Raw genomic sequence first — 24,861 nt, forward strand, 5'->3', positions numbered from 1 at the left:
AGGTGCAGTCACAGGATAAATCGGGATAAATCATCATCACTGCTGAGCTCCTGTAACTGCGTGTCAACATAAGTGGCGTCGACTTTGAGGGATGTGTCCTGCAAGCCCGTATCGGCCGCGCCGAAAGAGGTCTCTTCCAATAGTCGCTCCATAACAGTGTGTAGCCGTCTGGCACCAATATTTTCAGTTCTCTCGTTGACCTGCCATGCGGTTTCTGCAATGCGACGCACGCCGTCCTGTGTGAACGTGACGTCCAAGTTCTCGGTTGCCAATAACGCCTGATACTGTTCGGTCAGTGAGGCGTTTGGCTCCGTCAGGATGCGTTCGAAGTCGTCGGGAGTGAGTGCTGACAGTTCAACACGAATGGGCAGGCGACCCTGCAGTTCTGGTATCAGGTCCGAGGGCCTGGCCATGTGAAATGCGCCGGAGGCAATAAACAGGATGTGGTCGGTCTTGACCATGCCATGCTTGGTGCTGACTGTGGAACCTTCAATCAGGGGTAGCAGGTCGCGCTGCACACCCTCACGAGACACATCGGCCCCAGCGCCCTCGGAGCGCTTGGCCACTTTATCTAGCTCATCAATAAAGACGATGCCGTTTTGTTCAGCTTCTGCCAGAGCCTTTTGCTTGAGCTCATCTTCATTCACGAGTTTCGCCGCTTCTTCCTCGCACAGCGCCTCTAAGGCCGCCTTGACCGACATTTTGCGTGTTTTGCTTTGTTGCTGGGACATATTAGAGAACATACTTTGCAGTTGGCTGGTCATTTCCTCCATGCCCGGCGGGGCCATGATTTCCATACTGGGGAGGCTGGTGCTTAGTTCGACCTCGACCTCTTTGTCGGCGAGATCTCCTTCACGCAACTTCTTGCGCAGCAGCTGCCGTGTGCTTGAAGAGGAATCGAAAGCGGCATCGCGGGCCGGTGGTAACAGGATATCGAGAATACGCTCCTCAGCGGCTTCTTCGGCTCGGAAGCGCACGCGTGTCATCTCCTGCTCCCGGTACATTTTGATCGCCACATCCACCAGATCGCGCACAATAGATTCAACGTCACGACCCACATAGCCCACTTCTGTAAATTTGGTCGCTTCAACTTTTACGAACGGAGCATTGGCCAGTTTGGCTAGTCGCCGCGCGATCTCTGTTTTGCCGACGCCAGTGGGACCTATCATGAGGATATTTTTGGGGCTGATCTCAGCACGCAGCTCCTCGGGCAACTGCATCCGTCGCCAGCGATTCCGCAGAGCGATGGCCACTGCACGTTTCGCCGCTTCCTGGCCGACGATGTGTTTGTCGAGTTCGTGAACAATTTCGCGAGGTGTCATATTGGACATGTTAGGGCCTAAAAATCCAGTTGTTCTATGGTTCGGTTGTGGTTGGTGTAGATGCAGATGTCAGCGGCGATGCCCAAGCCCTTTTCAACAATGGTACGGGCATCCAGCTCAGTGTTGTCTAGCAAGGCGCGCGCCGCAGACTGCGCGAAGGGTCCGCCCGAACCGATAGCAATCAGATTGTCTTCTGGCTCAATCACATCGCCGTTTCCGGTGATAATGAGAGAGGTATCCTTGTCGGCAACCGCCAATAAGGCCTCAAGGCGTCTTAGGGCGCGTTCGGTGCGCCAGGCCTTGGCCAACTCAACGGCGGCGCGCACTAGATGGCCCTGGTGCTTTTCCAGTTGTGCTTCAAACAGTTCGAACAGAGTGAAAGCGTCGGCAGTGCCGCCGGCGAATCCAGCTAACACCTTATCCTGATAAAGGCGCCGTACCTTGCGGGCATTGCCTTTCATCACAGTGTTGCCCATGGACACCTGCCCGTCACCGCCAATCACCACGCTGTTACCACGGCGGACGGAAAGTATGGTCGTACCTCGGAACTGTTCCACGTCTTATCTCCTGTGGGCTGACTCATGGGATATTAGTGGTCCCGGTCGAGCTGATATGGGGTGATCTGCCTAAAATTCAAGGGCCCCAGTGACGTCAGGTGCCACCGCGCTTCAGTAACAGGGTTTCTATATTCTGATTCGTGGTAAGGCCTCGCGCCCTAACCATAAGCTCGCGGGATTCGAAGGGCCCGAGGTACACCCGAAACCAGATGCCGTTGCTACCGCTTATTTCTTCAATGACAGGCTCCAGTCCCAGCAGCAGTAATTGAGCCCGACGTCGTTCTGCGTCGTCGTGCTGCCTAAAAGACCCTGCCTGTAATAAATAGGGCTCAGGCAGTTCAGTTGCCGTAGGGGGTTTACGGACATCCGCTGCGGGCTCCACTTGGTCCTGCACCTCATCAATGCTTTCTTGGGTGAGGTTGGTGTAAAAGTCGAAGCGCGGCCTCTGAATGACCACCTCTGGTTGCTCCGGTGTTCCGGTCTCTGTCGCTGAGGCTGCCGGATCGGGCAGTGTCCCGAGGTAGCCAATGAAACTCAGAAACACGCCTGTTAAAACCCCCGCAACATAAAGCCGTAGCCCTTTGCCGCGAGACTGGCCTTCGCCAGAACGTCGTTGCGCCTGAGTTTTTCGGGCGGGGGCTTTTCGAGTACTTTTGCCCTGCTTTCGTTTAGCAAAATCTTGGCCCATTGTTTACATAACCTCTGGGGCGGAAACGCCCAACAAGCCAAGGCCATTGGCGATAACCTGTCCTGTCGCTTGGCTGAGCGCGACCCGTGCATCGCGTAGGTCGCGGTCCTCAACCAGCATTTTACAGCCGTTATACCAAGCGTGAAACTCCCCGGCCAATTCGCGCAGGTACGTGGCCACTGTGTGGGGTTCATTATTAAGCGCAGCGGCCGCCAGGACCTCGGGATAACGGTCGAGCCGGCGCAACAGGTTCTTTTCATGCTCCTCCTGAAGTTGATCCAAGTGTTGCAAGGCTTTCTCGACCTGCCATTCCCAGCCCCTTTCGACGAGCTTGCGCATCACGCTGCAAGTGCGAGCGTGGGCGTATTGAATGTAATACACCGGATTGTCATTGCTCTGCGACAGCGCAAGGTCGATATCAAAGGTCAATTGTGAGTTAGGTGCGCGGGCCACCAGGAAATAGCGCGTTGCATCTCGTCCAACTTCTTCAATAAGGTCGCGCAGGGTGACGTAGCTGCCTGCGCGCTTGGACAGTTTAACTTCCTCGCCTTCACGCATAACGGTGACCATCTGGTGTAGAACATAATCCGGCCAGCCCTGTGGGATGCCCTGATCCAGAGCTTGCAGCCCTGCGCGAACCCGGGTCACCGTGCTGTGGTGGTCTGCACCCTGCTCGTTGATGACGCGCTCAAAGCCGCGCTGCCACTTGTTGAGGTGATAGGCCACATCCGGAAGGAAATAGGTATACCCTCCATCGCGCTTGCGCATAACGCGATCCTTGTCATCGCCGAAGTCGGTGGTGCGCAGCCACAGTGCGCCATCGCGCTCATAGCAATGGCCGGTTTCGACGAGTCGTTCCACTGTGCGCTCGACCGCGCCGCTATCGTAAAGCGAGGACTCCAGAAAATACACGTCAAAATGCACCGCGAATGCCTTCAGGTCCAGATCCTGTTCACGCCTGAGGTAAGCGACGGCAAACGCTTGAATGTCATCCACGTTATCGGCGTCGGCTGAGCCGACAACGTGGTGGTCTTGGACGTCAATGCTGGCTCCGAGCAGGAAGGCCTGGGCCACCTCTGCTATGTACTCGCCGCGGTAACCATCTTGCGGCCATTGAGGATCATCCGGCGCCACTCCCTTGCAGCGTGCCTGCACGGAGAGGGCCAGATTATGAATTTGCACACCGGCATCGTTGTAATAGAATTCGCTGGATACATCCCACCCCGTCGCTGCCAGTAGGCGGCAAATACTGTCTCCTACGGCGGCGCCCCGGCCATGGCCCACGTGCAGAGGTCCGGTTGGGTTGGCGGAGACAAACTCGACCTGAACCTTGCGCCCGCCGCCCTCATTGCAGGTGCCGAATGACGTCCCCTGTTCAAGAATGGTACGAATCACGGCTTGATTGCTGTCATCTGACAGGAAGAAATTAATAAATCCCGGGCCGGCAATTTCAGTGCGACTCACCAGCGAGTTCGCCGGGAGGGCATTGCTGATAAGCGTTGCTAGCTCGCGCGGTTTGCGCTGTGCTGACTTGGCGAGCGAGAGGGCAATGTTGCTTGCCAAATCGCCGTGGCTGTTATCGCGCGTGTGGTCAATCTGTACCTGAGGAGCGAGATCATCCGGCAACAGGCCTTGGGCAACCAGTGCGTCTAGGGCCTGGTGAATAAGCCGTGTGAGTTCTTCCTTCATTGTGAGGGGGTAACCTGGTTTGCTTCAAAAGTTGCCGGTCGCGAGTCAATAGACTGGCTCAGCAGCTATATTATCATCATAAGCGACAGCTATGGCTAGAGAAGTCGTATTTAGAAAACGTTCTGGGGGTCGATATCGATCGACCACTTTAACCCCTGCTTCGCAGGTAAAGCCTCGGCGTTCGCGACTAACACACTGGCTGCAGTCTGGGCGGCCCCGCGGGTGGGCGCGGTAAGCAGCAATTGACAGCGATATTTGCCAGCGCGGCGCTGCATGGGTGAAGGCAGTGGCCCAATTAGCTTGGCACCGCTGGGGAGGAAAGGCGTGCTGCGTTCGCGCAGCGTTTGCAGGAACTGCTCGCCGTATTCGGCATTTGGGCAATCGGTCCGCAACACCACCAGTTGCCCTGCGGGGGGCATGCCTGATTCCTGTCGCTGTTTGAGTAGTACTCTGGCCTGTTCGGCATAGCTGGTGCTCAACATCGCGAGCAGCGCTGGGTGGTCGGGGTAGTGTGTTTGTAGTAGAACGCTGCCCGGGATATCCGCGCGGCCAGCGCGGCCAGCCACTTGGGTGAGGAGTTGCGCCATGCGTTCCTCGCCGCGAAAATCGGTACTGAACAGCAAAGCATCGGCATCAATCACCGCAACCAGGCTTACGCCCGGAAAGTGATGACCTTTGGTAAGCATCTGTGTGCCGAGTAAAATGCAGGGCTCCCCTTTGTTAATGTCTTCTGCCAGGGCCTGCATGGAACCCTTGCTTTGCATGGAGTCGCTGTCAACGCGATAGATGGGCCATTGTTTGAAGTGCGTGCGCAGAAAATCTTCTGTTTGTTCTGTGCCAAGACCTGCGGCCATCAATCGCTCGCTGTTGCATTGGGGGCATTGCCTGGGCAGCATGCTCGAGTCGCCGCAGTGATGACAGCGCAGACGCCCGCGGCGGCGGTGAATGGTCAGTCGAGCGTCGCAGGCGCGACATTCAGCGATCCAGCCACAATCGTGGCATTGTAGAGTGGGCGCATAACCGCGGCGGTTGAGGAATAACAGGGTTTGCTGTCCGAGTTGCAGCTTCTCTTGTATGGCTTCGAGTAGTCCTTTGGACAGCCCAGCGTGGAGTTCTTGTCGGCGCACATCCAGGACTTTTATATCCGGCATCCCCCCGCTGCTGGCGCGTTGTGTGAGTTGCTGGTGCTGATAGCGGCCAGCGACAACATTTTGAATGCTCTCCAGTGATGGCGTCGCGCTACCCAGCAAAATCGGGATTGAATGTATCTGAGCTCGTTTTACTGCGACATCCCGGGCAGAGTAGCGAAATCCGTCTTGCTGTTTATAAGAGCCATCGTGTTCCTCGTCCACGATAATCAGCCCCGGTGATGCAAGTGGCGTAAAAACTGCCGACCGGGTGCCAACAATGATATGTGCATTACCGGTGCGGGCCGCTTCCCATGCCTGGTAACGGTTGGCATCGCTCAGCCCAGAGTGCAACACTGCAATGTTGGCCTCAAAGCGCTGTTGAAAGCGTGCGAGAGTTTGCGGTGTCAGCCCAATTTCCGGAACCAGAATGAGTGCCTGTCGCCCCTGTTGCAGGCAGTTTTCGATCAATCGCAGGTAGATTTCGGTTTTGCCGCTGCCGGTGACACCTTCCAAGAGGTGGCAGCTGAATCCTTGCTTTGTACCGCTTACTGCATTTAAGGCTGCGTACTGTTCAGAGTTGAGGGTTAAACCCTCATTGACTCTAATAGGTTGTAAGCGCTCACTCATCATGTGAGACTCGACCAGCTTTTTGTCTTGTAAGCTGCGCAGAACAGTGGCACTTATGCTGTTATCCCTGAATTCGGTGTTCTCAATAACAGGCTTTTGCATGAGCAGACTGATCGCTTGTGCCTGGCGCGGCGATCGCGGCAGAGCAGTCTCCGGCAGGCCTTTCCCTAGGGTGGTGAGTTGCCAAACTAGTATGCCGTGCGGTTGTTGCGGTTTGCCCTCCCTCAGGCGCTTGGGAAACAGCGTGCCGAACACCTCGCCGTGTGGGTGGTGGTAGTAGTCAGCGGCCCAGCGGCATAAGTGCAGCAATTGTGGATCGATCAGCGGTGCCTCATCGAGAATTTCAACTGCGTGCTTGAGAGAGCTCAAGGGAATATCGCTGTCTTCACACACCGCCAGCAAATAGCCGGTTACCTCGCGGCGCCCAAAGGGAACGCGCAGCCGAATTCCCGGTTGCAGGCCAACCAATTCGGCATTGCTGACCCCAATAGGCGCCAAATAGTCAAAATGGCGGCGCAGGGGTGATGGAATGGCCAGTCGAAGTACGGACATTTCGCCTCTTGTTGACTCGAAAAATTGAACGAAGACGCTATTGTAGCAAAATGGGGCGGGCTATTGCTTCTAACACTGCGTCTGGTAAGATGCCCGCCTCTTTTTTGAGTCACTCACGTCTGTGGCGGTTCAATTCTCCCATCGCAGTGCGGTGCCTGACAGCGGTTGGGCGGCGGCACTAATTACTAGGAGCTACATGTTATGAAAGCGGATATCCATCCCAAGTATGAAGCCATTACCGCCACGTGCAGTTGTGGTAACACGGTACAGACACGTTCAACACGGTGCGAAGACTTCCATGTTGACGTCTGTTCTTTGTGCCACCCTTTTTATACGGGCAAGCAAAAGACCTTAGACACCGGTGGTCGTGTTGACCGTTTTAACAAGCGTTTCGGTGGTCGTGGTACTAAGCGGTAGAAAAGTATTTGTTATAAGCTTTTTGCGGCATCGATTAAAGCGTCCTAGCTTCTAAGTAACAGTAGTATTCATTGCGGCAGGCTGGGCTCGCGATACATCAAAGGGCGATTTGTCGCATTGTTACTGATGTGCCTTTTCTATAGTCACTTTGATCTTTTTCGCAATTGTTTTGGTGAGCGCAGGTAGACCCATGTCCGAAGACTTGAAACGTGATGCACTGTCTTATCACGCAGAGCCCACGCCCGGAAAAATCAGTATTGAACTGACTACGACGGCAGAGACGCTGCGCGACTTGTCTTTGGCATACAGCCCTGGCGTGGCGGCGCCCTGCCGTGAAATTGCCCATGATCCGGATCTTGCCTACCGCTATACCAGCAAGGGTAATTTAGTGGCAGTCATTAGTAATGGCACTGCGGTATTAGGGCTGGGCAATCTTGGTAGCCTAGCGAGTAAACCTGTCATGGAAGGTAAGGCACTTCTTTTTAAGCGTTTTGCCGGCATTAACTCCATCGATATTGAAGTGGACACAGAGGATACGCAAGAGTTCATCTCCACTGTGTCGAACATAGCCGACACCTTTGGTGGCATTAATCTTGAAGACATCAAGGCCCCAGAGTGTTTTGAAATTGAATCGGCGCTGATTGAGCGCTGTAATATCCCAGTATTCCATGATGATCAGCACGGGACCGCGATTGTAACCGCCGCGGGGTTGATCAATGCGCTTGAAATCCAAGGCAAGTGCATGGAAGAGGCGATCATCACCTGCCTAGGAGCTGGCTCGGCAGCTATCGCCTGCATGCGTCTGCTGCTCACGATGGGCGTGCGGCGCGAGAACATTTTCATGCTTGACCGCCGAGGCGTTATTTACGATGGTCGAGAGGGCGTCAACGTCTATAAGCAAGAATTTGTGAATCACACTGACAAGCGCAGTTTGACCGACGCGATTAAAGGAGCCGATGTATTCATAGGCCTGTCCGGGGCTGATTTGCTGACCCCGGCAATGCTCCTGTCCATGGCAGACCGCCCGGTGGTGTTCGCTTGTTCCAATCCGGATCCCGAGATCAAGCCTGAGCTGGCGCTGGCGACTAGAGACGATCTGATCATAGCCACCGGCCGCTCGGATTATGCTAACCAAGTCAACAATGTGTTGGGTTTCCCTTTCATTTTTCGCGGGGCCCTCGATGTCCGAGCGACCGTCATCAATGAAGAGATGAAAGTAGCCGCAGTACTTGCGCTCAGCGCTTTGGCGCGCGAGCCTGTTCCTGACGAGGTGCTGGCTGCGTGTGAGGTAGAGGCGCTCGAATTCGGGCCAAACTATATCATTCCCAAGCCGCTGGATGGACGTTTGCTGACGCGTATTGCGCCTGCGGTCGCTAGAGCCGCGGTTGATAGCGGCGTTGCCCGCCTGCCCTACCCCCAAAATTATTTGCCGACACTCTAGAGATTAAAAAATATCGTTGATCTGGTCGGAGATGTCGCTGTCGCCAGATGAATTGCTCGGTCCGCGCCCGGTTTGCTGTGGCACGCTTCCTTGCAGGAAATATTCGAATATGGCGTTGCGCTGGCCGGGAGCTGCCAGTAGTCCGTTGTCGGGGTCTATTTTAACGGTGACGATGCCTGGAGGGACAGGGCGCTCCACTTGCGGGCTGTCTTTGAGCGCTGTCCGCATATATTGAATCCAAATGGGCAGAGCGGCAGTGCCACCAAATTCTTTGCGACCCAGAGGGGTGTAATTGTCAAAGCCCACCCAGACCGTAGTGACTACCGCCTGATTATATCCGGAGAACCAAACGTCCATTGGGCCATTTGTTGTGCCGGTTTTGCCCGCGATATCACTGCGTTCTAGTACTAGTGCGCGCCGACCTGTACCGCGTTTGATAACGTCTTTGAGGATACTATCGATGACATAGTTCACTCGCGCGTCTTGGACGCGTGGCGCGGGTGGAAATTGCGGTGCCTCTGAGTTTTCTGCTGCCATGATTGCCTCCATGGTCATCTCGCCGTCCGGGCTCTGCGGCATATCGAGCAGATCACAATCTGGGCAGACCGTGAGTGGCCGAGCTTCAAATGCGACTTCACCTTCGAGGTTCTCGACGCGTTGAATGAGGTGCGGTTCCACACGATAGCCGCCATTGGCCAGTAAGGCGTAACCCGTGGCTAGCTGTAAAGGAGTAATGGTTTGGGTTCCCAGCGCCAAGGACAGTTCGGGTGCATAGTTAGAGGTGTCGAAGCCCAGACCTTGAGCGTAGTTGATCAATTGTGTGACACCAAGGCGCTGCAGCAGGCGAATGGACACCAAATTGCGCGATTTAGTCAGGGCCCAGCGCAATCGCGTCGGACCATAAAACTTGCCTTCGTCGTTCTCTGGGCGCCAAAGGTCTCCCGATCTGCCGCCCTGCGCGACGATGGGTGCGTCGTTAATAATTGTGGCCGCTGTGTACCCGGCATCTAAGGCCGCACTGTATAGAAACGGTTTAAAATTTGAGCCAGGTTGGCGCTCTGCTTGACTGGCGCGGTTGAACTTGCTCAGTTCGAAGCCAATGCCGCCGACCATACTGACAATAGCGCCATTGTCTGGGTTCAGGGAAACTAGGGCCGCCTGTACTGCGGGGATTTGAGCCAGTTGCCACTGATCATCTTCACCTTGAGTGACTCTGATCAGATCACCAACAGCGAGCACATCGGACACGGGTTGCTGGGATGCTCCTGTGGCATTTTCGGTCAGATAGGGTCGCGCTTGGCGAATACCATTCTCCCAAAGTAGATCAGGGGTGCTGCCATCAGCCAGTAATAAAGTAGCCGCTTTATCATCCACCGAGGTGACAATGGCGGGTTGCAGGTCGGCGACAATAGCGGCTTTCGTCAGTGCCTTTCTCCATTGGCTTATGATGTCCTCGCCAGGTGATGTGGGCGGGAATTGTTGCTCAGGGCCGCGGTATCCGTGGCGCTTATCGTAGCTAATGAGACCCTCTATGACAGACTGGTTGGCAACGCGCTGCAGGTCGCTGCTGATCGTCGTATAAACATGATAGCCGTTGGTATAGGCCTCCATTCCGTAGAGTTGCAACATCTGCTGCCGTGCCATTTCCGCGGCATAGTGTGCGGCAAAGCCCAGCTTAGCGCCGTGAATTCGAGCGGAGTCAGGTTCACGTCGTGCGTTTTGGTATTGCGCGTCACTGATGTAGCCCAGCGTAAGCATGCGGCCCAAAATCCAGTCGCGGCGCTGTTTTCCACCATCGGGCCCACTGACGGGGTTGTCGCGGGAGGGTGCTTTGGGAACTCCCGCGAGCATGGCATGCTGGGCCAGGCTTAACTCTCCGATGCTCCTCCCATAGTAAACCTGCGAAGCGGCCTCGAAACCGTAGGCTCGATGGCCCAGGAAGACACGGTTGAAGTACAGCTCAAAGATTTCTTGTTTGCTGAGTGCGCGCTCAATCTCGATAGCGAGCAGTATTTCGTTGAACTTGCGCATAAAGGTGCGATCGAGGTTGAGGAAGTAGTTACGCGCCACCTGCATGGTTAATGTACTGCCCCCAGAGCCCTTTTCACCGGTGAGGATCAGCTCCGAAACGGCGCGCATGAGCCCCGGCACATCGATACCGTTGTGGACAAAGTAATTGTCGTCTTCTGCCGCAAGTAGGGACTTAATGAACTGCTCGGGGATGGCATCAAAAGGCAGTGGACTGCGCTTTTGCTCACCAAATTGGCCGATGAGTTCTCCATCGCGGGTATACACCAGCATAGGTGTTTGCAGCTTTACATCGCGCAGGGTTTCAACATTTGGAAGGTTTGGACTGAGATAAAGATAGGTGCCGGCAAGCAACCAGATGGCACCCAAAATACCGAACAAGCACAGCCGGACAACTAGTCGTAGGAAGATCATTTAGCCCTTTAAAAACAGTCGCTTATAGACATCTGTAGCGGCAATAATGTTATCTGGTTGGTAATTATAAGCTTTTTTTCTCCTGTGATATATTTGGGTCTGTGGTATATCTCGTATTAATGTAGTATTACATATAAATAACCTAAGTTAGTGATACTGATAGGAAAAAAATTGCTCGAATTATTCGGAAAAACAAAATCCTCGATTGTTCTTGGACTGGACATTAGCTCAACGACAGTAAAATTACTGGAGTTGAGCTATTCAGGCGACCGTTATTGTGTAGAGAGTTACGGCGTGGCGTCGCTGCCGCAGGACGCAGTCGTAGAAAAGGGCGTCTATGACGTAACGGGCGTTTCTCACGCTATTCGAACGGTCGTTGAACAATCTCGAACCAAGGTCAAGAACGCAGCAGCAGCAGTAGCGGGTTCTTCCGTCATCACTAAATTGATCGATATGCCAGAGGGGTTGAGTGAGGACGATATGGAGATGCAACTCACTCTGGAAGCAGATCAGTACATTCCATATCCTCTGGAAGAGGTCTCGATCGATTTCGAGATACAGGGCCCTTCGCCGGAGCGCGATAATCAGGTAGAAGTATTATTGGCAGCGTGCCGCAGGGAGACTATCGAGTCCAGGGTTGAGGCGATTGAAGGTGCAGATTTGATTCCCAAAATCGTGGACGTTGAGGCCTATGCTATGGAAAGGGCCTTTTCTGTGTTGCTGGGTCAGTTGGACTTGGATGAGGGCAGTACGGTTGCTATCGTCGATATCGGCGCAACGATGACTACCTTAAGCGTCCTTAGCGATGGACTGACTATCTACACACGTGAACAGCTATTTGGCGGTAAGCAGCTTACAGATGAAATAATGCGGCGCTACGGACTGCCGGTGGAAGAAGCAGGCTTGGCTAAGAAGCGGGGGGGCTTGCCCGACGACTATGAGCCGGAAGTGTTGGAGCCGTTCAAGGAAGCGGTGGTTCAGCAGGTTGCCCGCTCGTTACAATTCTTTTTCTCTTCCAGTCAGTACAACGATGTGGATCATATTATTCTCGCCGGCGGCGTTGCTTCTATGGGGGGGCTGAACGAGTTAGTGCAGGATAAACTGGGCACGCCAACGTCAGTAGCGAATCCGTTTGCACAGATGTCGATTTCCCCCCGGGTTAACGCAGTGGCGCTGGAAAATGATGCGTCGGCAATGATGATTGCATGCGGCCTGGCCTTGAGAAGCTTTGGCTAATGGCGCAAATCAACTTACTGCCATGGCGCGAAGAGCGTCGCCAGGTTCTTAAAAAAGAATTTTTGTCATCTGTGGCATTGGTGTTGGCTCTCAGCGTAGGTTTAATACTGCTCGCGGACCGTGTGATGAATAGCCAGATTGACGATCAGACCGCGCGTAATCAATATCTGATCGAGAATATTAAGGCGTTGGACAAGCAGGTCGCTGAAATTCGTGACCTTCAGAAGCGGCGTGATCAACTGTTGGCCCGCATGCGGGTTATTCAGCGTCTACAAGGCAACCGGCCCATTATCGTGCGAGTGCTTGATCAACTTGTACGGACAGTTCCGGACGGACTTTTCTATACTGAGCTGGTTGCTGTGGGGCCAGATATTACTCTGACGGGTGTGGCTGAATCGAATAATCGCGTGTCGAGATTGATGCGACAACTGGATGCATCAGACTGGCTAGCAAACCCCAATTTGGACAAAGTCACGGCTGCCCCAGAGTTCGGCGACCAGGCAAATGTATTCGTTTTGACCGTTCATGTCCCTGCCATCGAAGAAGCGTTAGAGGAGGGATGAGCCATGGCCTTTGAAGATACTGTGCGGTCGGTGCGTGAATTCGATTTTGGCAATCTCGATTTTGACAATATCGGGTCCTGGCCCCTTCCGATTAAGATATTTGTTCGGGTGCTGTTACTGGTCTTGGTCGTTGTGGCCGGCTACTACTATCATGTTGAGGACTTGCAGTTGGCGTTAGCAGCAGCGGAGGCGAAAGAGGTAGACCTAAAGAAAGATTTTGAGACAAAGGCTTTTCAGGCCGCCAACCTGGGTGCCTATCGCCAACAGATGGTGGAAATGGAGGAGTCTTTTGGTGTTTTGGTAAGTCAGCTGCCAAGTGACACTGAGGTGCCGGGGCTGCTAGAAGATATCACCAATAAAGGGTTGCTGAATGGACTGGAGATCGCTGTGATCGATCTTCAAACGGAGAAGGAAAGCGAATTCTATGTTGAGCTGCCAATCGAGATAGTCGCATCGGGCTCCTATCACGATCTGGGCGCTTTTATTAGTGGCATGGCCGCTCTGCCCCGAATTGTTACGCTGCATGACTTTCAGATTAACACCAGTAGCGATAACCCTCATTTCCTCGATATAAAAATCCTTGCCAAGACCTATCGCTATAAAGACGAGGACGCGGAGGGATGAACTGCTTATCCCGCAGTTTATTGCTATTATGTTTATCGGGTGGGCTGTTGGGTGCGTGCTCAGCGGGAGACCTCACTGACCTAGATCGTTTTATGGAAGAGAAGCGTACCCAGCCAGGTGGTATCATCGCGCCATTGCCTACCTTAAAGGCATATGAGGCATTTGCCTATAGCGCGACCAACTTACGTAGTCCGTTCGATCGGCCGATTGAGGTGCGAAAAACGACTCAGCTGCAAGCCATTGCGGCCATCAAGCCGGATGAAAATCGCGCGAAAGAATTTTTGGAGCAGTTCACCCTCGACTCACTGCTCATGGTTGGAACACTGGCGAGAGATAAGAATAACTGGACTTTGATTAAAGACCCCGAAGGGGGTGTGCACCGTGTTCAGGCCGGAAATTACCTGGGCCGCCACCATGGCAAGATAGTGGACATGACAGATACCTCTGTCGCTATAGTTGAAATTGTTAGCGATGGCACGGCAGAGGGTTGGGTAGAGCGCCCTCGCAGCATCAAATTAGTCGGCAAATGAGCCGCAGCCACTGTTAGATGCCGTGGCAATTAGAGACGATATTTTGGGATAAAGGCCATGGGTAAAATGCAATGGGTCGAGAGGAATAGAGTGTCCAGAGCAGTCGTTGCCCTGCTGATGAGCCTTGTTGCGGGTGCGGCATTCGCTGGGCCGGTGGTGCAAGATATCGAGTTTAGCTCTAAGTCGGGCGGCAAGTTTGAAGTGCGGCTTGAATTTAATGAAACGCCGCCGGACTTCAAGATCTACGCCATTGAGAAGCCGGCTCGTATCGCGGTGGATTTTCTCGGGACGTCAAGTAGCCTTGATCAAAAACGCTATTCACTACCCTATGGCAATGCCAACAAAGCGCTGGTGCTAGAGTCCGGTGATCGCACCAGATTGGTGGTTGAACTGGTCAAGCTGGTGCCTTACGAGACACGCGTGAAAGGCAACAGTCTTTTTTTGATCGTTGGCCAGGAGGGCAACGAATATCTCAAGTCGACGAGTGACCCTCTCCAGGTGAGTGCAGGCGTGGTTGAAGTCATAGATGCGGTCTCTGAAATTCGCGATTTACAGTTTCAGCGCACGGGCGACGGAGAGGGCAAGCTGACTCTGGAACTGACGAACCCTAAGGTGGATGTTAACGTGTTCAGCGAAGGCGGCGAAGTTAACGTGCAGTTTATTGACACCACTGTTGCCCAGCGCCTCATGCGTCGTTTCGATGTGACAGATTTCGCCACGCCCGTGGACAGTGTGGATGTGAATACGACTGTTCGCGGTGTGACACTGGTTTTGAAAACCACCGGTGATTTCGATTACCTCGCGTACCAGGCCGACAATCAATATGTGATCAGCGTCAAGCCACTCTCCAAAAAGGAGGCAGAGCGACGTAAGAACGAATTTACCTATGTAGGCGAAAGGATATCGCTGAACTTTCAAGATATTGAAGTGCGTGCTGTACTCCAGCTCATTGCCGATTTCACCGAGTTAAACCTGGTGGCCAGTGATACCGTATCGGGGCGCATTACCTTGCGCTTGCAGGACGTCCCTTGGGACCAGGCTCTGGATCTGGTGTTAAAAACTAAGGGATTGGACAAACGCCAGGTGGGTAATGTGCTGATGGTCGCTCCGGGGGCGGAAATTGCCGAGCGCGAGCGTCAGCAAATTGAAGCGAACAAGCAAATTGCCGAGCTCGCGCCGCTGCGGTCAGAGTTTGTGCGCATCCGCTATGCTAAAGCGCAGGATATCGTGGGGTTGTTCGAGGCAGGCTCAGAGGACGGCGGCAGCCTGACATCTCCCCGAGGCTCTGTGGTTGTCGACGTACGCACCAACTCCATTATCATTACAGACACAGAGGCAAAGTTGGCTGAGATTCGAGACCTGTTAGCGCTTGTCGATATCCCTGTTCGTCAGGTAATGATCGAGGCCCGTATTGTGGTTGCTCAATCCGATGCCACCAAGGACCTTGGTATTGAGTGGGGTGGCGGCTATCTGAACAAGAGTGACGATAATATTGTGTCTGTTTCGGGTGATACTACAAACGTAGTAAGTCTGACCGATTCGGCCATTGCTGGTACGCTTGCTTCCGTCAGCTACCCTGGAGCGTTATTAGTTGATCTTGGGGTTGCCTCCACTAGCGGCTTTGCAATCGGTTTTGCCAGCAGTGATTTGTTCCTGACGGCCGAACTCTCAGCCCTAGAAGCTGAAGGTGAAGGGGAAATCGTTTCTCAGCCCAAGGTGATTACCGGGGACAAGCAGGAGGCTTCAATTAAGTCAGGTACGGAGATTCCGTATCAGCAGTCTTCCCCCAGTGGTGAAACGACCGTAGCCTTCAAGGAGGCGGTGCTAGCATTGTTTGTAACCCCTAACATTACGCCGGATGATCGTATTATGCTGGATCTCAGAGTCAATCAGGATACAGTGGGCGCATTGGTGCCCACCGGTAACGGCGGTCGCATCCCTTCTATAGACACGACTCAACTTGAAACTCAGGTGCTCGTGGGTAACGGAGAGACCGTTGTATTGGGTGGTGTGTTTAAAACAGAGGATGTTGAACAAGTGAGAAAAGTTCCATTTTTTGGCGACATCCCCTACATTGGTGCTTTTTTTAGGAGTGAAACGCAAGTTCACAAGAAACAAGAGACCTTGATTTTCATTACTCCGCGTATCCTTGCTGATACGCTCCTTGACTAGGTTGGTTTAAAGCGCAATGCCCACTTTACGTAGAGTTTTTCTGGTTGGTCCCATGGGGGCCGGCAAAACGACCATTGGAAAGTATCTCGCAGAACATCTGAAGCTGCGTTTCGCTGATACGGACACAGAGATTGAGGCTCGAACCGGGGCTGATATTCCGTGGATTTTTGATGTCGAGGGTGAGGAGGGTTTTCGCGACCGTGAGCAGCAGGTGGTGGCGGAGATGACAGAATGGGATGATATCGTTCTGGCAACGGGCGGCGGCGTGGTGCTGCGTCCGGAAAATCGCAGTGCGCTCGCAGGAAGGGGCTTTGTGATTTATTTGTATGCAACGGTGGAAGAGCAGACGCGACGAACCCGACGGGACAGAGGTCGGCCATTATTGCAAAAAGGCGACCCTGAACAGATATTACGAGCCCTCATGGCGGAGCGCGACCCCATGTACCGTGAGATCGCTGACCATATTATCGAGACTGATGCCTGTAGCCCGCGTATTGTGGCGCAGCGCCTAGTGCAACAACTCACTTCCGAATAAAGCGTGCCGCAAAGACAGCATACCCTTCAAAGCGTTATAATAGACGCCTCAAAAAAATGTGAATCCCAGGAGTGATCGTGCCCTTGTTAATGCATACCTTGCATGTGGATTTGGGTGATCGCGGTTATCCCGTTTACATCGGCCGCGACCTACTCGCCGATATGAGTCTGCTGGCTCAGCATGTCACGGGTTCCCAGGTGGTCATTGTCAGCAATGAAACCGTTGCGCCACTCTATTTGGAGAAGGTTAAGGCCGCTTTAGGCCCGCGGAAGTTGGTCACAGAAATCATCCTGCCCGATGGCGAGCAGTATAAAACGCTCGAAACGTTGTCGACAATTTTCGATAGGGTGATGGTGGACAAACACGATCGCACGACTACATTTGTCGCGGTAGGCGGCGGTGTTGTGGGTGATATTACGGGGTTTGCGGCAGCGTGCTATCAGCGCGGCGTTAATTTTATTCAGATCCCTACAACGTTACTGGCTCAGGTGGACTCGTCAGTCGGCGGAAAAACAGCGGTGAATCATCCGTTGGGCAAGAACATGATAGGGGCCTTCTACCAGCCTAGAGCAGTGCTGATTGATATTAGTACTCTGCAGACGCTGCCCCCTCGCGAATTGAGTGCCGGACTGGCAGAGGTGATCAAATATGGCCTCATCAGTGATGAGCCATTTTATCGCTGGCTGCAGCAGCACATGGCGCAACTGCTGGCGAAAGAGGAGGCTATTTTGGCTGAGGCTATTGAGCGCAGTTGCTCAATCAAGGCTCGGGTGGTTGCCTTAGATGAGCGCGAAGGGGGTATCCGCGCTATCTTGAATCTCGGTCACACCTTTGGTCACGCGATTGAAACGGGCCAGGGTTATGGGCAATGGCTGCATGGAGAGGCGGTGGCCACCGGCATGTTGTTGGCGCTTGAATTGTCCGCCAGTCGCGGCTGGATTGCGACCTCTGAAGTCGACGGCTATCGCGACCTCCTGCTGAGAATGAACCTTCCGGTGCATATCCCCCAAGACATGGATGCTGAGGCTTTTCTGGCGCTTATGTCACGGGATAAAAAGGTCATAGACGGGCAGTTGCGTCTAGTACTGGTGAAGAGCATTGGTGATGCCTGTATCGTTGACGATGCTACCGAACGCGAACTGTGCGACGTGTTACAGCGAGCGGCGAGCAGCGCATAGCCGCAGTATTTGTTTCAAGATTATCGATAGAAGGATTCTGTTTTCCAATGAGTGAACTTAAGAATGACCGTTTTTTGCGCGCACTGTTGCGCCAGCCGGTAGACCGCACGCCGGTGTGGATGATGCGACAAGCGGGGCGTTATCTGCCTGAATATCGTGCTACTCGGGAACAAGCCGGGTCTTTTCTGGATTTGTGTAAGAACGCAGAGTTGGCCTGCGAGGTGACAATGCAGCCCCTAAGGCGCTATCCAATGGATGCTGCCATTCTGTTCTCCGACATCTTGACGATCCCCGATGCGCTCGGGCTGGGGTTATATTTTGAAGAAGGCGAAGGTCCGCGTTTTCGTAAGACCGTGCGTAGCGAGGCCGACCTAGCCCGGCTGAATAGCTTCAAGGCCGATGATGACCTAGCCTATGTGATGCGGGCAGTTAGTACTATCCGCAGGGAGCTCAATGGTGCGGTTCCGCTGATCGGCTTTTCCGGCAGCCCCTGGACCCTCGCGACCTATATGGTTGAGGGCGGCTCATCAAAAGATTTTGCTCAGATTAAAACCATGGCTTATGACACGCCAGAATTGATGCACCAATTGCTGTCGCTGCTGGCCGATGCGGTAGCGGACTATTTGACAGAGCAGATAAAAGCAGGCGCACAGGCGGTACAAATTTTTGATACATGGGGCGGCAGCCTCAGTGCCGCTGGCTATCAGGAATTTTCCTTGCAGTATATGCAGCGCATAATTTCTCGCCTGCCTACTGAAGCCGATGGGCGCAAAGTGCCGGTGATTGTCTTCACAAAAGGCGGCGGCCAATGGCTGAATACTATCGCCGATTGCGGGGCTCAGTCCGTAGGTATCGACTGGACGACGGATATACGCGCGGCTAGGCAGCAGATTGGCGGGCGAGTATCCTTACAGGGCAATATGGATCCGAGTATGTTGTTCGCCTCCCCTGCGCGCATCCGCAGTGAGGTCAAGGCGATCTTGGCAGCGTATGGGCATGGTAGCGGCCACGTTTTTAATCTTGGACACGGCATCACGCCGGGTGTGAATCCAGATCATGTGACAGCTTTTGTTGAAGCGGTGCAGGAGTTCTCACCGCAGTATCATCAGGCGGACTGATCGGACATCACCCGGACCTTATGAGGCTTTATTTTTAGCCGCTTCTGCCGAGGCCTCGTCGCAGCAGAAATCGTGTTCCATTTCCAGTGCGGGTTGATCTGAAGCGGGCCGGCCGACGATTTTAGCGGGCACACCGGCTACGGTAGTGTGAGCCGGAACATCTTCTAGTACCACGCTGCCTGCACCGACTTTGGCGCCTTCGCCAACACAAATGTTACCCAGAATCTTGGCGCCGGCGCTAATCAGTACGCCGTCACCTATTTTCGGGTGGCGGTTGCCTTCATCTTTACCGGTTCCGCCCAAGGTGACGGACTGCAAGATGGACACGTTTTTACCCACCACGGCCGTTTCCCCGATGACCAAGCCGGTGGCGTGGTCCAGTAGAATACCCTGACCCAGAGTAGCGGCCGGGTGGATGTCGACGCTAAACGTTGTAGACATGCGGTTTTGAAAAAACAACGCAAGGGATTCACGTTCCGTTGTCCACAACCAGTGGGCTATGCGATAGGTTTGCAGGGCGTGGAAACCTTTGAAGTACAGGAAGGGAATGTAGAGTTCGTGGCAGGCAGAATCTCTGTCCTCCACCGCCTGCAAGTCTTCTCGTACCGCAGTCTGAATGGAAGCATCGCTTTCAAACGCTTCCATAATCACTTTGCTCAGCAGCAGCGAGGATACGTCAGGGGTGGCGAGCTGGCTGGCTAGGTGAAAACTCAGCGCTAATTCCAACCGGGTGTGATTTAGGATGGTCGCGTGCAGAAAGCTGGCCAGTATTGGCTCCTCGCTAGCCTGTTTTGCCGCTTCTTCGCGGATCCGTTGCCACATAGGGTCGGTCGTGGTCGAGGACATTGGGGAAACCTCCATTTAGAGCGAACACTTTAGCCTATTGGCTCTTTTGGGCTGTGATTAGTGCTGCTTTTGATAAGTTTGCGGGTAGCGGGCGATCTTAACGCCCTTATTCACTGCTGCTGGCGCATATTACCACGGTTGAGGCTGCTCAGGCCAAGCGCAAGGTCCCTCTACATTTGCCAACAAAGCCTTTTTCGTTACGGCATGACGCTGGCAGTATAAGACCATAGCGCATGACCGCTGTTTCGATACTTCTGTTCGAACAGACTCAGGCCTGGACCGGTATCGGCCAATCTGAGTACTCGCCCACGATGGCCCGCCAGATGCATGGCGCAGTCGAACTCCTCGACGTAGATCTGCCAGTTCGACCGCAGCTCAAGCGTTCCGCCAAGGGTCAACAATAACGGAAAGCTGGGGTGGCCATGGATACGCCGTCGCAGGTGCGCAGCCTTAGGCCAAGGGTTGGGATAGAGCATATAGTGATAGTCTGGCCGCAGCCCATCACGCACGAGCAGAGTCCAGATGTCCTCGCAGTCCGCCTGCAGTAGCAGGTAGTTGTCGCGCAGGCTGTGAGGGTGTTTTGCCAGTCGTTGAGCGGACTTGTCGATTCCCACAATCAGGTGGCCAGGGTGTCGTTCAGCCAAGGCTGCGGTACTGTGCCCGGTGCCGCAGAATGAATCCAGCACGAGAGGGCGCGGTCTCGCCTTGATCTCTGCGGACAAACGTTCATACGCGTGAATATTATGCGCTGACACTTCTGCACGGTGGGTTGTCCGCAGATGCCGACGAACGACCTCAGCCAGTTTGGGATGCAGGTGTTGCTGATTGCTGCTGACGGGGCGGGAATTGGCTTGCAAAAGGCCTAAACGCCTCCAAATTGTGAATTTAACGTACCGTGGGTTTGATGTTGGTCGCCACCACTGCGATCATAACCGCCTAGTATAGGGATATCTACTCACAGAAGAAGACTCGACATGCGCGACGATCTAAGACCCTACTGGGTGAAGAAGTACTATTTAAAATTTAGACATTGGTATGCAGAGTATTACCTGCGTCCCGAGTGCGTATCGCTAGGGCGCTACCACACCATTATGAAGCCTTGGTATGTGCATCTGTCGGGTAATAATATTCAAATAGGGCAGTCTTTTACCGCGATCGGTGAGCCGGGCAACAGGGTGGAGGTGGGCGTCTGGGGGCGAGAAGTTGGCCAGGGTCGCGTGGTGATTGGCGATTGTTGCCTGATGAGCCCAGGCTCCAGAATCAGTGCCAGTGATGAAATCATACTGGGTGACGGCGTGATGCTGGCTAACGGCGCCTATGTCACGGATTCCGACTGGCACACCATTTATGATCGCATGGTGCGGGAGGAGACTGCTAAGCCGGTGCACATTGGCAATAACGTGTGGCTGGGAGATCACTCTACTGTGCTCAAGGGCGTGACCATAGGCGATAACAGTGTGGTCGCAGCCCGCGCAGTCGTCACGCGTGATGTGCCGGCCAATGTGGTCGTTGCTGGGACTCCGGCGAAGGTGGTCAAGCAGTTGGATCCTGAGCGATGTTTCAAAACGCGCATGGATTATTTTGCAGACCCTGCTGGCTTGGAGACATTTTTTGATTCCGTGGATCGGCAAGTACTCGCCCCAAACACTGTCTGGCGCTGGCTCTGGTCTCTGGTTTACCCGGGGTCGCGTTCTCGCGGATAAAACGGGTAAGAGAAGGACCAAGACAACTACAGCAATTGCAGCGGCTCCTCCTGCAAAGCCGACATCTGCTCGCGTAATTCGAGGATATGATCTGCCCAATAACGCTCTGTGTTAAACCACGTAAAGCTGCGCGGAAAAGCCGGGTCTTCCCAGCGACGGCCCAGCCAGGCGGCGTAATGAATCAGGCGTAATGTGCGTAAGGTTTCGATCCAGCGAATCTGGCGAGGGTCGAAATCGCAGAATTCAGAATAGCCCTCTACCAGTTCAGACAGCTGCAACTGACGATCGTGACGTTCGCCGTTGAGAAACATCCACAAATCTTGCATCGCTGGCGCCGCGCAACAGTCATCAAAGTCGACAAAGTGCGCGGTGTTATCACGCCACAGGATATTACCGACATGACAGTCACCATGGATGCGAATGAAATCCTCGGGCTGAACCTCGCTGAAGATCGACCTGACCTGTTGCTCTAGGTCCGCGGTCAGTGATTCATAGGCGGGCACCAAGTCACGCGGAATAAACTTCTCAAGCAGCAACGCGCGACTGTCGCTTAGCATACGTTGCACCGACATCGAGTGCCGCACTTTGAACTGCGCGGCGCGTCCCACGGCATGAATTCTGCCGAGGGTTCTGCCCAACACCAGCATGTTGTCGAGATTGTCGAGCTCCGGCGGGTAGCCCCCTCGACGCAGAAAAAGAGCAAACTGAAATCCCTCGAAGGTATGCAGGGTGGCGCCCTGATCATTCACCATAGGCGCCACCACGGAAATTTCTGCGTCCTGCAGCTCCAGACTGAAGCGGTGCTCCTCCAGTATTTGTGCTTCGCTCCAGCGCTCAGGGCGATAAAATTTTGCGATCAGTGGCGTGCTGTCTTCAATGCCAACCTGGTACACCCGGTTCTCGTAACTGTTCAGCGCCAACAGTCGGGCGTCGCTGAGATACCCGGCAGACTCCACCGCATCGATAATCATATCCGGGGTTAGCCGGTCATAGGGGTGAGTTGTCATGCTGGGTCAGTTGTCTCCATCAATAGTGCCGCGCTTTTGATCTGTGCATAGATGTTGTCACCAATACACAGTCCAAGTTCGACGCACGACTTGCGGGTGATCCGCGCCAACAAGTATTGCGACCCTAGAGACAGACGTACAAGCAATCTGGCGGCGTTAGTATCTTCGATTTCGACCACGGAAACCGGAAGAATATTTAAAATGCTGCTGTCCAACGGACGATGGCGACAGACGCTAACGTCTCTGGCCGGGATGCGTATCCTGCGCGACTGGCCAACCGCATGCGGCAAATGATTGACCAACAGGGTATGCCCATCGACCGTCAATTCACTGAGACCGTATTCTGCATCATGTTGTGCGACCCTTGCCGTGAGAATGGCTGCAGCCTGCTCTTCATGTGATAAGCGTGTGTCTAGCCGGCTGCACAACGTCAATAGCGAGCCCTGCTCTACCAGCCGCCCTTGCTCCAGCAACAGCAGGTGATCAGCCAGCTGGCTTACTTCTTCAATGTCGTGGCTGACGTAAAGCATCGGTAGTTGCAGCTCTTGCGATAATCGTTGCAGGCAGCGCAGACAGTGTTGACGAGCAGCGTGGTCCAAGTTGGCCAGCGGCTCATCAAGCAACAGTAGTCGCGGTGCCGATAACAAAGCGCGACCGATGGCCACGCGCTGTTTCTGTCCTGCAGAGAGTGTATCAGTTGAGCGCGACAACAGGTCGTCTAGTTCGAGCCAGGTGACGACCTGATTCAGGTGGATATTCCCGGACCGTGGGCGACGAGTCAGCGCATAGTCAAGGTTCTGCTGCACATTGAGATGCGGGAACAGCCGGGCGTCCTGAAACACATAGCCGATGTGACGTTGCCAAACTGGCGTGGTGAAGCTCGCATCCTGCCATGTTTCATTATTGAGGCGAATGACGCTGCCCGGTTCTGCTTGGCGCAGACCCGCGATACAATCTAGCAGGGTACTTTTACCGCTGCCGCTGGGGCCATAGATTGCGGTGATACCGATGGCGGACACTTTACAGTCGAGTTCTAAAGAGAAGCCCTTATTGCCGCCGCAAATTATATTGAGGGTGAGGCCGTTCATGCGCGCACCCGCCACCCACTCTGTCGATCACGGCGGTAGAGAAGAAATAACAGGCCTAGGGAAAAAACAACGAGCGCCCCTGCCAAGCGATGTGCCTCGGTAAAACGCAGGGATTCCACGGAGTCGTATAAGGCGATCGACAGCACTTGGGTTTCTCCGGGGATGTTGCCGCCGATCATTAGCACCACCCCAAATTCACCCACGGTATGGGCGAAGCCGAGACTGGCAGCGGTAATAAAACTGCGACGGCTTAGTGGAAGCACGAGGGAGCGAAATTGATCCAGAGGTCGGGCGCCAAGTGTTGCTGCGGCCTGCAGTAGATTCTGGGGAATTCGTTCAAATGCGGTTTGCAATGGTTGCACCACAAAGGGCAAGGAGTAAATCACCGAGCCTATGACTAAGGCGCTGAAACTGAACGCCAGCTGCGAACCCGTCAGCTCTTGCCAGAACCGGCCAACAAAGGTGTTCGGCGCGAACAGTAAGAGCAGGTAAAATCCGAGCACAGTGGGCGGCAAAATAAGCGGCATGGCCACGACGGCTTCCAGCAGTGCGGGCACATTGCCGCGACGCCGGGATAGCCACCAGGCCAGCGGTGTGCCCAGGATCAACAGTAGGACAGTGGTGATTGAGGCCAAAGCGATGGTGAGATAAATCGCATCGAGCTCAGCATTACTCAAGGACAAGGTTGGTAGCCGGCTGCTGTAATCTGAGCTCGCACGGTATCACTTCTTATCCAGTTCAGGTAGGCATCCACCTTGCTGCTGTGTTCGAGCGATATCGCATATTGCGCAATCGGTTGATGCCATTCCTGTGGTATGGGTGTGGCGGCGGCAGGCGCGATGGACTGCGGTAGCAGCGCCAGATCAACAGCCCCAGTGTGCCAGAAGGCATAGGCCTGAGTCGTATTGGTACCTCTTACCAGCTTACGCGTTTTGCCCGCTTCAAATTCTGGCCTTGCAAGAACTTCCATAGCGGCTCGGCCGTAGGGGGCTGTGGCAGGGTTTGCAATCGCCACGCTGAGGTCCGGTTGTGCCAGTGCGGACAAACTACCACGACCGCCCACAAGTGCGAGACTGCCAAGCGCATAGCAAAACGCGTTGCCGTGTTGGCTTTTTTGCTTGGCCATAATATTTAGCGGTGCTTCCCGGTCTGCGGCAAAGAACAGATCGAAAGGTGCGCCGTGCTCAATCTGGGTGGCCAAGACGCCTGTTGATGCACTGCTCAGCGCGACTTCAATCCCGGTATTGTCCTGAAACTGCCGGCTGATATTTTCCAGCGTAGGTTTAAAATTCGCGGCCACAGCTATTCTCAAGGGCTTTTCTGCCCATGACGGCACTGCAAACAGCATCAATAACAGTACCGCGAGTCGCATACAAACATCCTGAAAATTCTTCAG

At 54.1% G+C, this 24,861-nt stretch carries 23 protein-coding genes; 11 read left to right on the top strand and 12 right to left on the bottom strand.

Annotation, left to right across the window (positions count from 1 at the left end; all coding sequences use genetic code 11):
- Positions 1-8 precede the first annotated feature (8 nt).
- The 5 genes from hslU to ABXT62_RS00795 all read right to left on the bottom strand — a co-directional run bounded on the left by hslU (position 9) and on the right by ABXT62_RS00795 (position 6,565).
- The gene (gene hslU, locus ABXT62_RS00775) at positions 9-1,331 is read right to left on the bottom strand and encodes an ATP-dependent protease ATPase subunit HslU (RefSeq protein ID WP_415356642.1); all 1,323 of its coding nucleotides are present in this window, start codon (positions 1,329-1,331) and stop codon (positions 9-11) included.
- A gap of 8 nt (positions 1,332-1,339) precedes the next feature.
- Positions 1,340-1,879, bottom strand: coding sequence for an ATP-dependent protease subunit HslV (gene hslV, locus ABXT62_RS00780; protein ID WP_415356643.1), 540 nt, complete (start codon positions 1,877-1,879; stop codon positions 1,340-1,342).
- Positions 1,880-1,973: 94 nt separating this feature from the next.
- Positions 1,974-2,567, bottom strand: coding sequence for an SPOR domain-containing protein (locus ABXT62_RS00785; protein ID WP_415356644.1), 594 nt, complete (start codon positions 2,565-2,567; stop codon positions 1,974-1,976).
- A 3-nt stretch (positions 2,568-2,570) separates the two neighbouring features.
- Complete coding sequence (gene argS, locus ABXT62_RS00790; protein WP_415356645.1) at positions 2,571-4,256, bottom strand: arginine--tRNA ligase; 1,686 nt, start codon at positions 4,254-4,256, stop codon at positions 2,571-2,573.
- 110 nt (positions 4,257-4,366) lie between these two features.
- On the bottom strand, positions 4,367-6,565 hold the full coding sequence (locus ABXT62_RS00795) for a primosomal protein N' (protein ID WP_415356646.1): 2,199 nt from the start codon (positions 6,563-6,565) through the stop codon (positions 4,367-4,369).
- A gap of 201 nt (positions 6,566-6,766) precedes the next feature.
- On the opposite strand from ABXT62_RS00795, the gene rpmE reads away from it, so the two are divergent.
- Together rpmE and ABXT62_RS00805 are read left to right on the top strand one after the other, a co-directional pair.
- Positions 6,767-6,982 (top strand): 50S ribosomal protein L31, encoded by a 216-nt coding sequence (gene rpmE / locus ABXT62_RS00800; RefSeq protein ID WP_415356647.1) that lies wholly within the window; start codon positions 6,767-6,769, stop codon positions 6,980-6,982.
- 190 nt (positions 6,983-7,172) lie between these two features.
- Positions 7,173-8,423: a malic enzyme-like NAD(P)-binding protein gene (locus ABXT62_RS00805; protein WP_415356648.1), complete on the top strand. Its 1,251-nt coding sequence runs from the start codon at positions 7,173-7,175 to the stop codon at positions 8,421-8,423.
- A gap of 3 nt (positions 8,424-8,426) precedes the next feature.
- Here ABXT62_RS00805 and ABXT62_RS00810 read toward each other — a convergent pair whose 3' ends face one another.
- Positions 8,427-10,865, bottom strand: coding sequence for a penicillin-binding protein 1A (locus ABXT62_RS00810; RefSeq protein WP_415356649.1), 2,439 nt, complete (start codon positions 10,863-10,865; stop codon positions 8,427-8,429).
- Positions 10,866-11,036: 171 nt separating this feature from the next.
- Between ABXT62_RS00810 and ABXT62_RS00815 the strand changes: the two genes are divergently transcribed.
- The 8 genes from ABXT62_RS00815 (at position 11,037) to hemE (ending at position 18,821) form a co-directional block, all read left to right on the top strand.
- Complete coding sequence (locus ABXT62_RS00815) at positions 11,037-12,101, top strand: pilus assembly protein PilM (RefSeq protein WP_415356650.1); 1,065 nt, start codon at positions 11,037-11,039, stop codon at positions 12,099-12,101.
- Entirely contained in the window at positions 12,101-12,664 is a 564-nt protein-coding gene (locus tag ABXT62_RS00820; RefSeq protein WP_415356651.1) for a PilN domain-containing protein, read from the top strand. The genes ABXT62_RS00815 and ABXT62_RS00820 overlap by 1 nt, the downstream gene beginning before the upstream one ends.
- 3 nt (positions 12,665-12,667) lie before the next feature.
- Entirely contained in the window at positions 12,668-13,288 is a 621-nt protein-coding gene (locus ABXT62_RS00825) for a type 4a pilus biogenesis protein PilO (RefSeq protein ID WP_415356652.1), read from the top strand.
- A complete protein-coding gene (locus ABXT62_RS00830; protein ID WP_415356653.1) occupies positions 13,285-13,818 on the top strand; it encodes a pilus assembly protein PilP in 534 nt (177 codons plus the stop codon). Before ABXT62_RS00825 ends, ABXT62_RS00830 begins: the two co-directional genes overlap by 4 nt.
- Before the next feature lie 57 nt (positions 13,819-13,875).
- Entirely contained in the window at positions 13,876-15,990 is a 2,115-nt protein-coding gene (gene pilQ / locus ABXT62_RS00835; RefSeq protein ID WP_415356654.1) for a type IV pilus secretin PilQ, read from the top strand.
- A 16-nt stretch (positions 15,991-16,006) separates the two neighbouring features.
- Positions 16,007-16,525, top strand: a complete 519-nt coding sequence (gene aroK, locus ABXT62_RS00840) for a shikimate kinase AroK (protein ID WP_415356655.1) — start codon at positions 16,007-16,009, stop codon at positions 16,523-16,525.
- 89 nt (positions 16,526-16,614) lie between these two features.
- Positions 16,615-17,703: a 3-dehydroquinate synthase gene (aroB, locus tag ABXT62_RS00845; protein WP_415358243.1), complete on the top strand. Its 1,089-nt coding sequence runs from the start codon at positions 16,615-16,617 to the stop codon at positions 17,701-17,703.
- A gap of 47 nt (positions 17,704-17,750) precedes the next feature.
- Complete coding sequence (gene hemE / locus ABXT62_RS00850) at positions 17,751-18,821, top strand: uroporphyrinogen decarboxylase (protein WP_415356656.1); 1,071 nt, start codon at positions 17,751-17,753, stop codon at positions 18,819-18,821.
- A gap of 18 nt (positions 18,822-18,839) precedes the next feature.
- Here hemE and cysE read toward each other — a convergent pair whose 3' ends face one another.
- Complete coding sequence (cysE, locus tag ABXT62_RS00855; protein WP_415356657.1) at positions 18,840-19,667, bottom strand: serine O-acetyltransferase; 828 nt, start codon at positions 19,665-19,667, stop codon at positions 18,840-18,842.
- A gap of 197 nt (positions 19,668-19,864) precedes the next feature.
- Entirely contained in the window at positions 19,865-20,524 is a 660-nt protein-coding gene (locus ABXT62_RS00860) for an SAM-dependent methyltransferase (RefSeq protein ID WP_415356658.1), read from the bottom strand.
- A 117-nt stretch (positions 20,525-20,641) separates the two neighbouring features.
- On the opposite strand from ABXT62_RS00860, the gene ABXT62_RS00865 reads away from it, so the two are divergent.
- Positions 20,642-21,370 carry an acyltransferase gene (locus ABXT62_RS00865; RefSeq protein ID WP_415356659.1) on the top strand — a complete coding sequence of 243 codons (729 nt, stop codon included), beginning with the start codon at positions 20,642-20,644 and terminating at the stop codon, positions 21,368-21,370.
- A 26-nt stretch (positions 21,371-21,396) separates the two neighbouring features.
- Here ABXT62_RS00865 and ABXT62_RS00870 read toward each other — a convergent pair whose 3' ends face one another.
- Genes ABXT62_RS00870 through modA form a run of 4 tightly spaced genes read right to left on the bottom strand, consistent with a single transcriptional unit; the run spans position 21,397 to position 24,837 of the window.
- Positions 21,397-22,377, bottom strand: a complete 981-nt coding sequence (locus ABXT62_RS00870) for a serine/threonine protein kinase (protein WP_415356660.1) — start codon at positions 22,375-22,377, stop codon at positions 21,397-21,399.
- A complete protein-coding gene (gene modC, locus ABXT62_RS00875; RefSeq protein WP_415356661.1) occupies positions 22,374-23,465 on the bottom strand; it encodes a molybdenum ABC transporter ATP-binding protein in 1,092 nt (363 codons plus the stop codon). Before modC ends, ABXT62_RS00870 begins: the two co-directional genes overlap by 4 nt.
- The gene (modB, locus tag ABXT62_RS00880) at positions 23,462-24,148 is read right to left on the bottom strand and encodes a molybdate ABC transporter permease subunit (RefSeq protein ID WP_415356662.1); all 687 of its coding nucleotides are present in this window, start codon (positions 24,146-24,148) and stop codon (positions 23,462-23,464) included. The genes modC and modB overlap by 4 nt, the downstream gene beginning before the upstream one ends.
- Positions 24,139-24,837, bottom strand: a complete 699-nt coding sequence (gene modA / locus ABXT62_RS00885; protein ID WP_415356663.1) for a molybdate ABC transporter substrate-binding protein — start codon at positions 24,835-24,837, stop codon at positions 24,139-24,141. The genes modB and modA overlap by 10 nt, the downstream gene beginning before the upstream one ends.
- Positions 24,838-24,861 lie beyond the last annotated feature (24 nt).

It is taken from the genome of Halioglobus sp. Uisw_031, assembly GCF_047729875.1.
Classification (GTDB): Bacteria; Pseudomonadota; Gammaproteobacteria; order Pseudomonadales; family Halieaceae; genus Marimicrobium.

Bases quoted from the DNA above. Each gene is read 5' to 3' on its own strand.
- hslU (WP_415356642.1), bottom strand. From the start codon at position 1,331: ATGTCCAATATGACACCTCGCGAAATTGTTCACGAACTCGACAAACAC.
- ABXT62_RS00785 (WP_415356644.1), bottom strand. From the start codon at position 2,567: ATGGGCCAAGATTTTGCTAAACGAAAGCAGGGCAAAAGTACTCGAAAA.
- argS (WP_415356645.1), bottom strand. From the start codon at position 4,256: ATGAAGGAAGAACTCACACGGCTTATTCACCAGGCCCTAGACGCACTG.
- ABXT62_RS00795 (WP_415356646.1), bottom strand. From the start codon at position 6,565: ATGTCCGTACTTCGACTGGCCATTCCATCACCCCTGCGCCGCCATTTT.
- rpmE (WP_415356647.1), top strand. From the start codon at position 6,767: ATGAAAGCGGATATCCATCCCAAGTATGAAGCCATTACCGCCACGTGC.
- ABXT62_RS00805 (WP_415356648.1), top strand. From the start codon at position 7,173: ATGTCCGAAGACTTGAAACGTGATGCACTGTCTTATCACGCAGAGCCC.
- ABXT62_RS00810 (WP_415356649.1), bottom strand. From the start codon at position 10,865: ATGATCTTCCTACGACTAGTTGTCCGGCTGTGCTTGTTCGGTATTTTG.
- ABXT62_RS00820 (WP_415356651.1), top strand. From the start codon at position 12,101: ATGGCGCAAATCAACTTACTGCCATGGCGCGAAGAGCGTCGCCAGGTT.
- ABXT62_RS00825 (WP_415356652.1), top strand. From the start codon at position 12,668: ATGGCCTTTGAAGATACTGTGCGGTCGGTGCGTGAATTCGATTTTGGC.
- ABXT62_RS00830 (WP_415356653.1), top strand. From the start codon at position 13,285: ATGAACTGCTTATCCCGCAGTTTATTGCTATTATGTTTATCGGGTGGG.
- pilQ (WP_415356654.1), top strand. From the start codon at position 13,876: ATGGGTAAAATGCAATGGGTCGAGAGGAATAGAGTGTCCAGAGCAGTC.
- aroK (WP_415356655.1), top strand. From the start codon at position 16,007: ATGCCCACTTTACGTAGAGTTTTTCTGGTTGGTCCCATGGGGGCCGGC.
- aroB (WP_415358243.1), top strand. From the start codon at position 16,615: ATGCATACCTTGCATGTGGATTTGGGTGATCGCGGTTATCCCGTTTAC.
- hemE (WP_415356656.1), top strand. From the start codon at position 17,751: ATGAGTGAACTTAAGAATGACCGTTTTTTGCGCGCACTGTTGCGCCAG.
- cysE (WP_415356657.1), bottom strand. From the start codon at position 19,667: ATGTCCTCGACCACGACCGACCCTATGTGGCAACGGATCCGCGAAGAA.
- ABXT62_RS00865 (WP_415356659.1), top strand. From the start codon at position 20,642: ATGCGCGACGATCTAAGACCCTACTGGGTGAAGAAGTACTATTTAAAA.
- ABXT62_RS00870 (WP_415356660.1), bottom strand. From the start codon at position 22,377: ATGACAACTCACCCCTATGACCGGCTAACCCCGGATATGATTATCGAT.
- modC (WP_415356661.1), bottom strand. From the start codon at position 23,465: ATGAACGGCCTCACCCTCAATATAATTTGCGGCGGCAATAAGGGCTTC.
- modA (WP_415356663.1), bottom strand. From the start codon at position 24,837: ATGCGACTCGCGGTACTGTTATTGATGCTGTTTGCAGTGCCGTCATGG.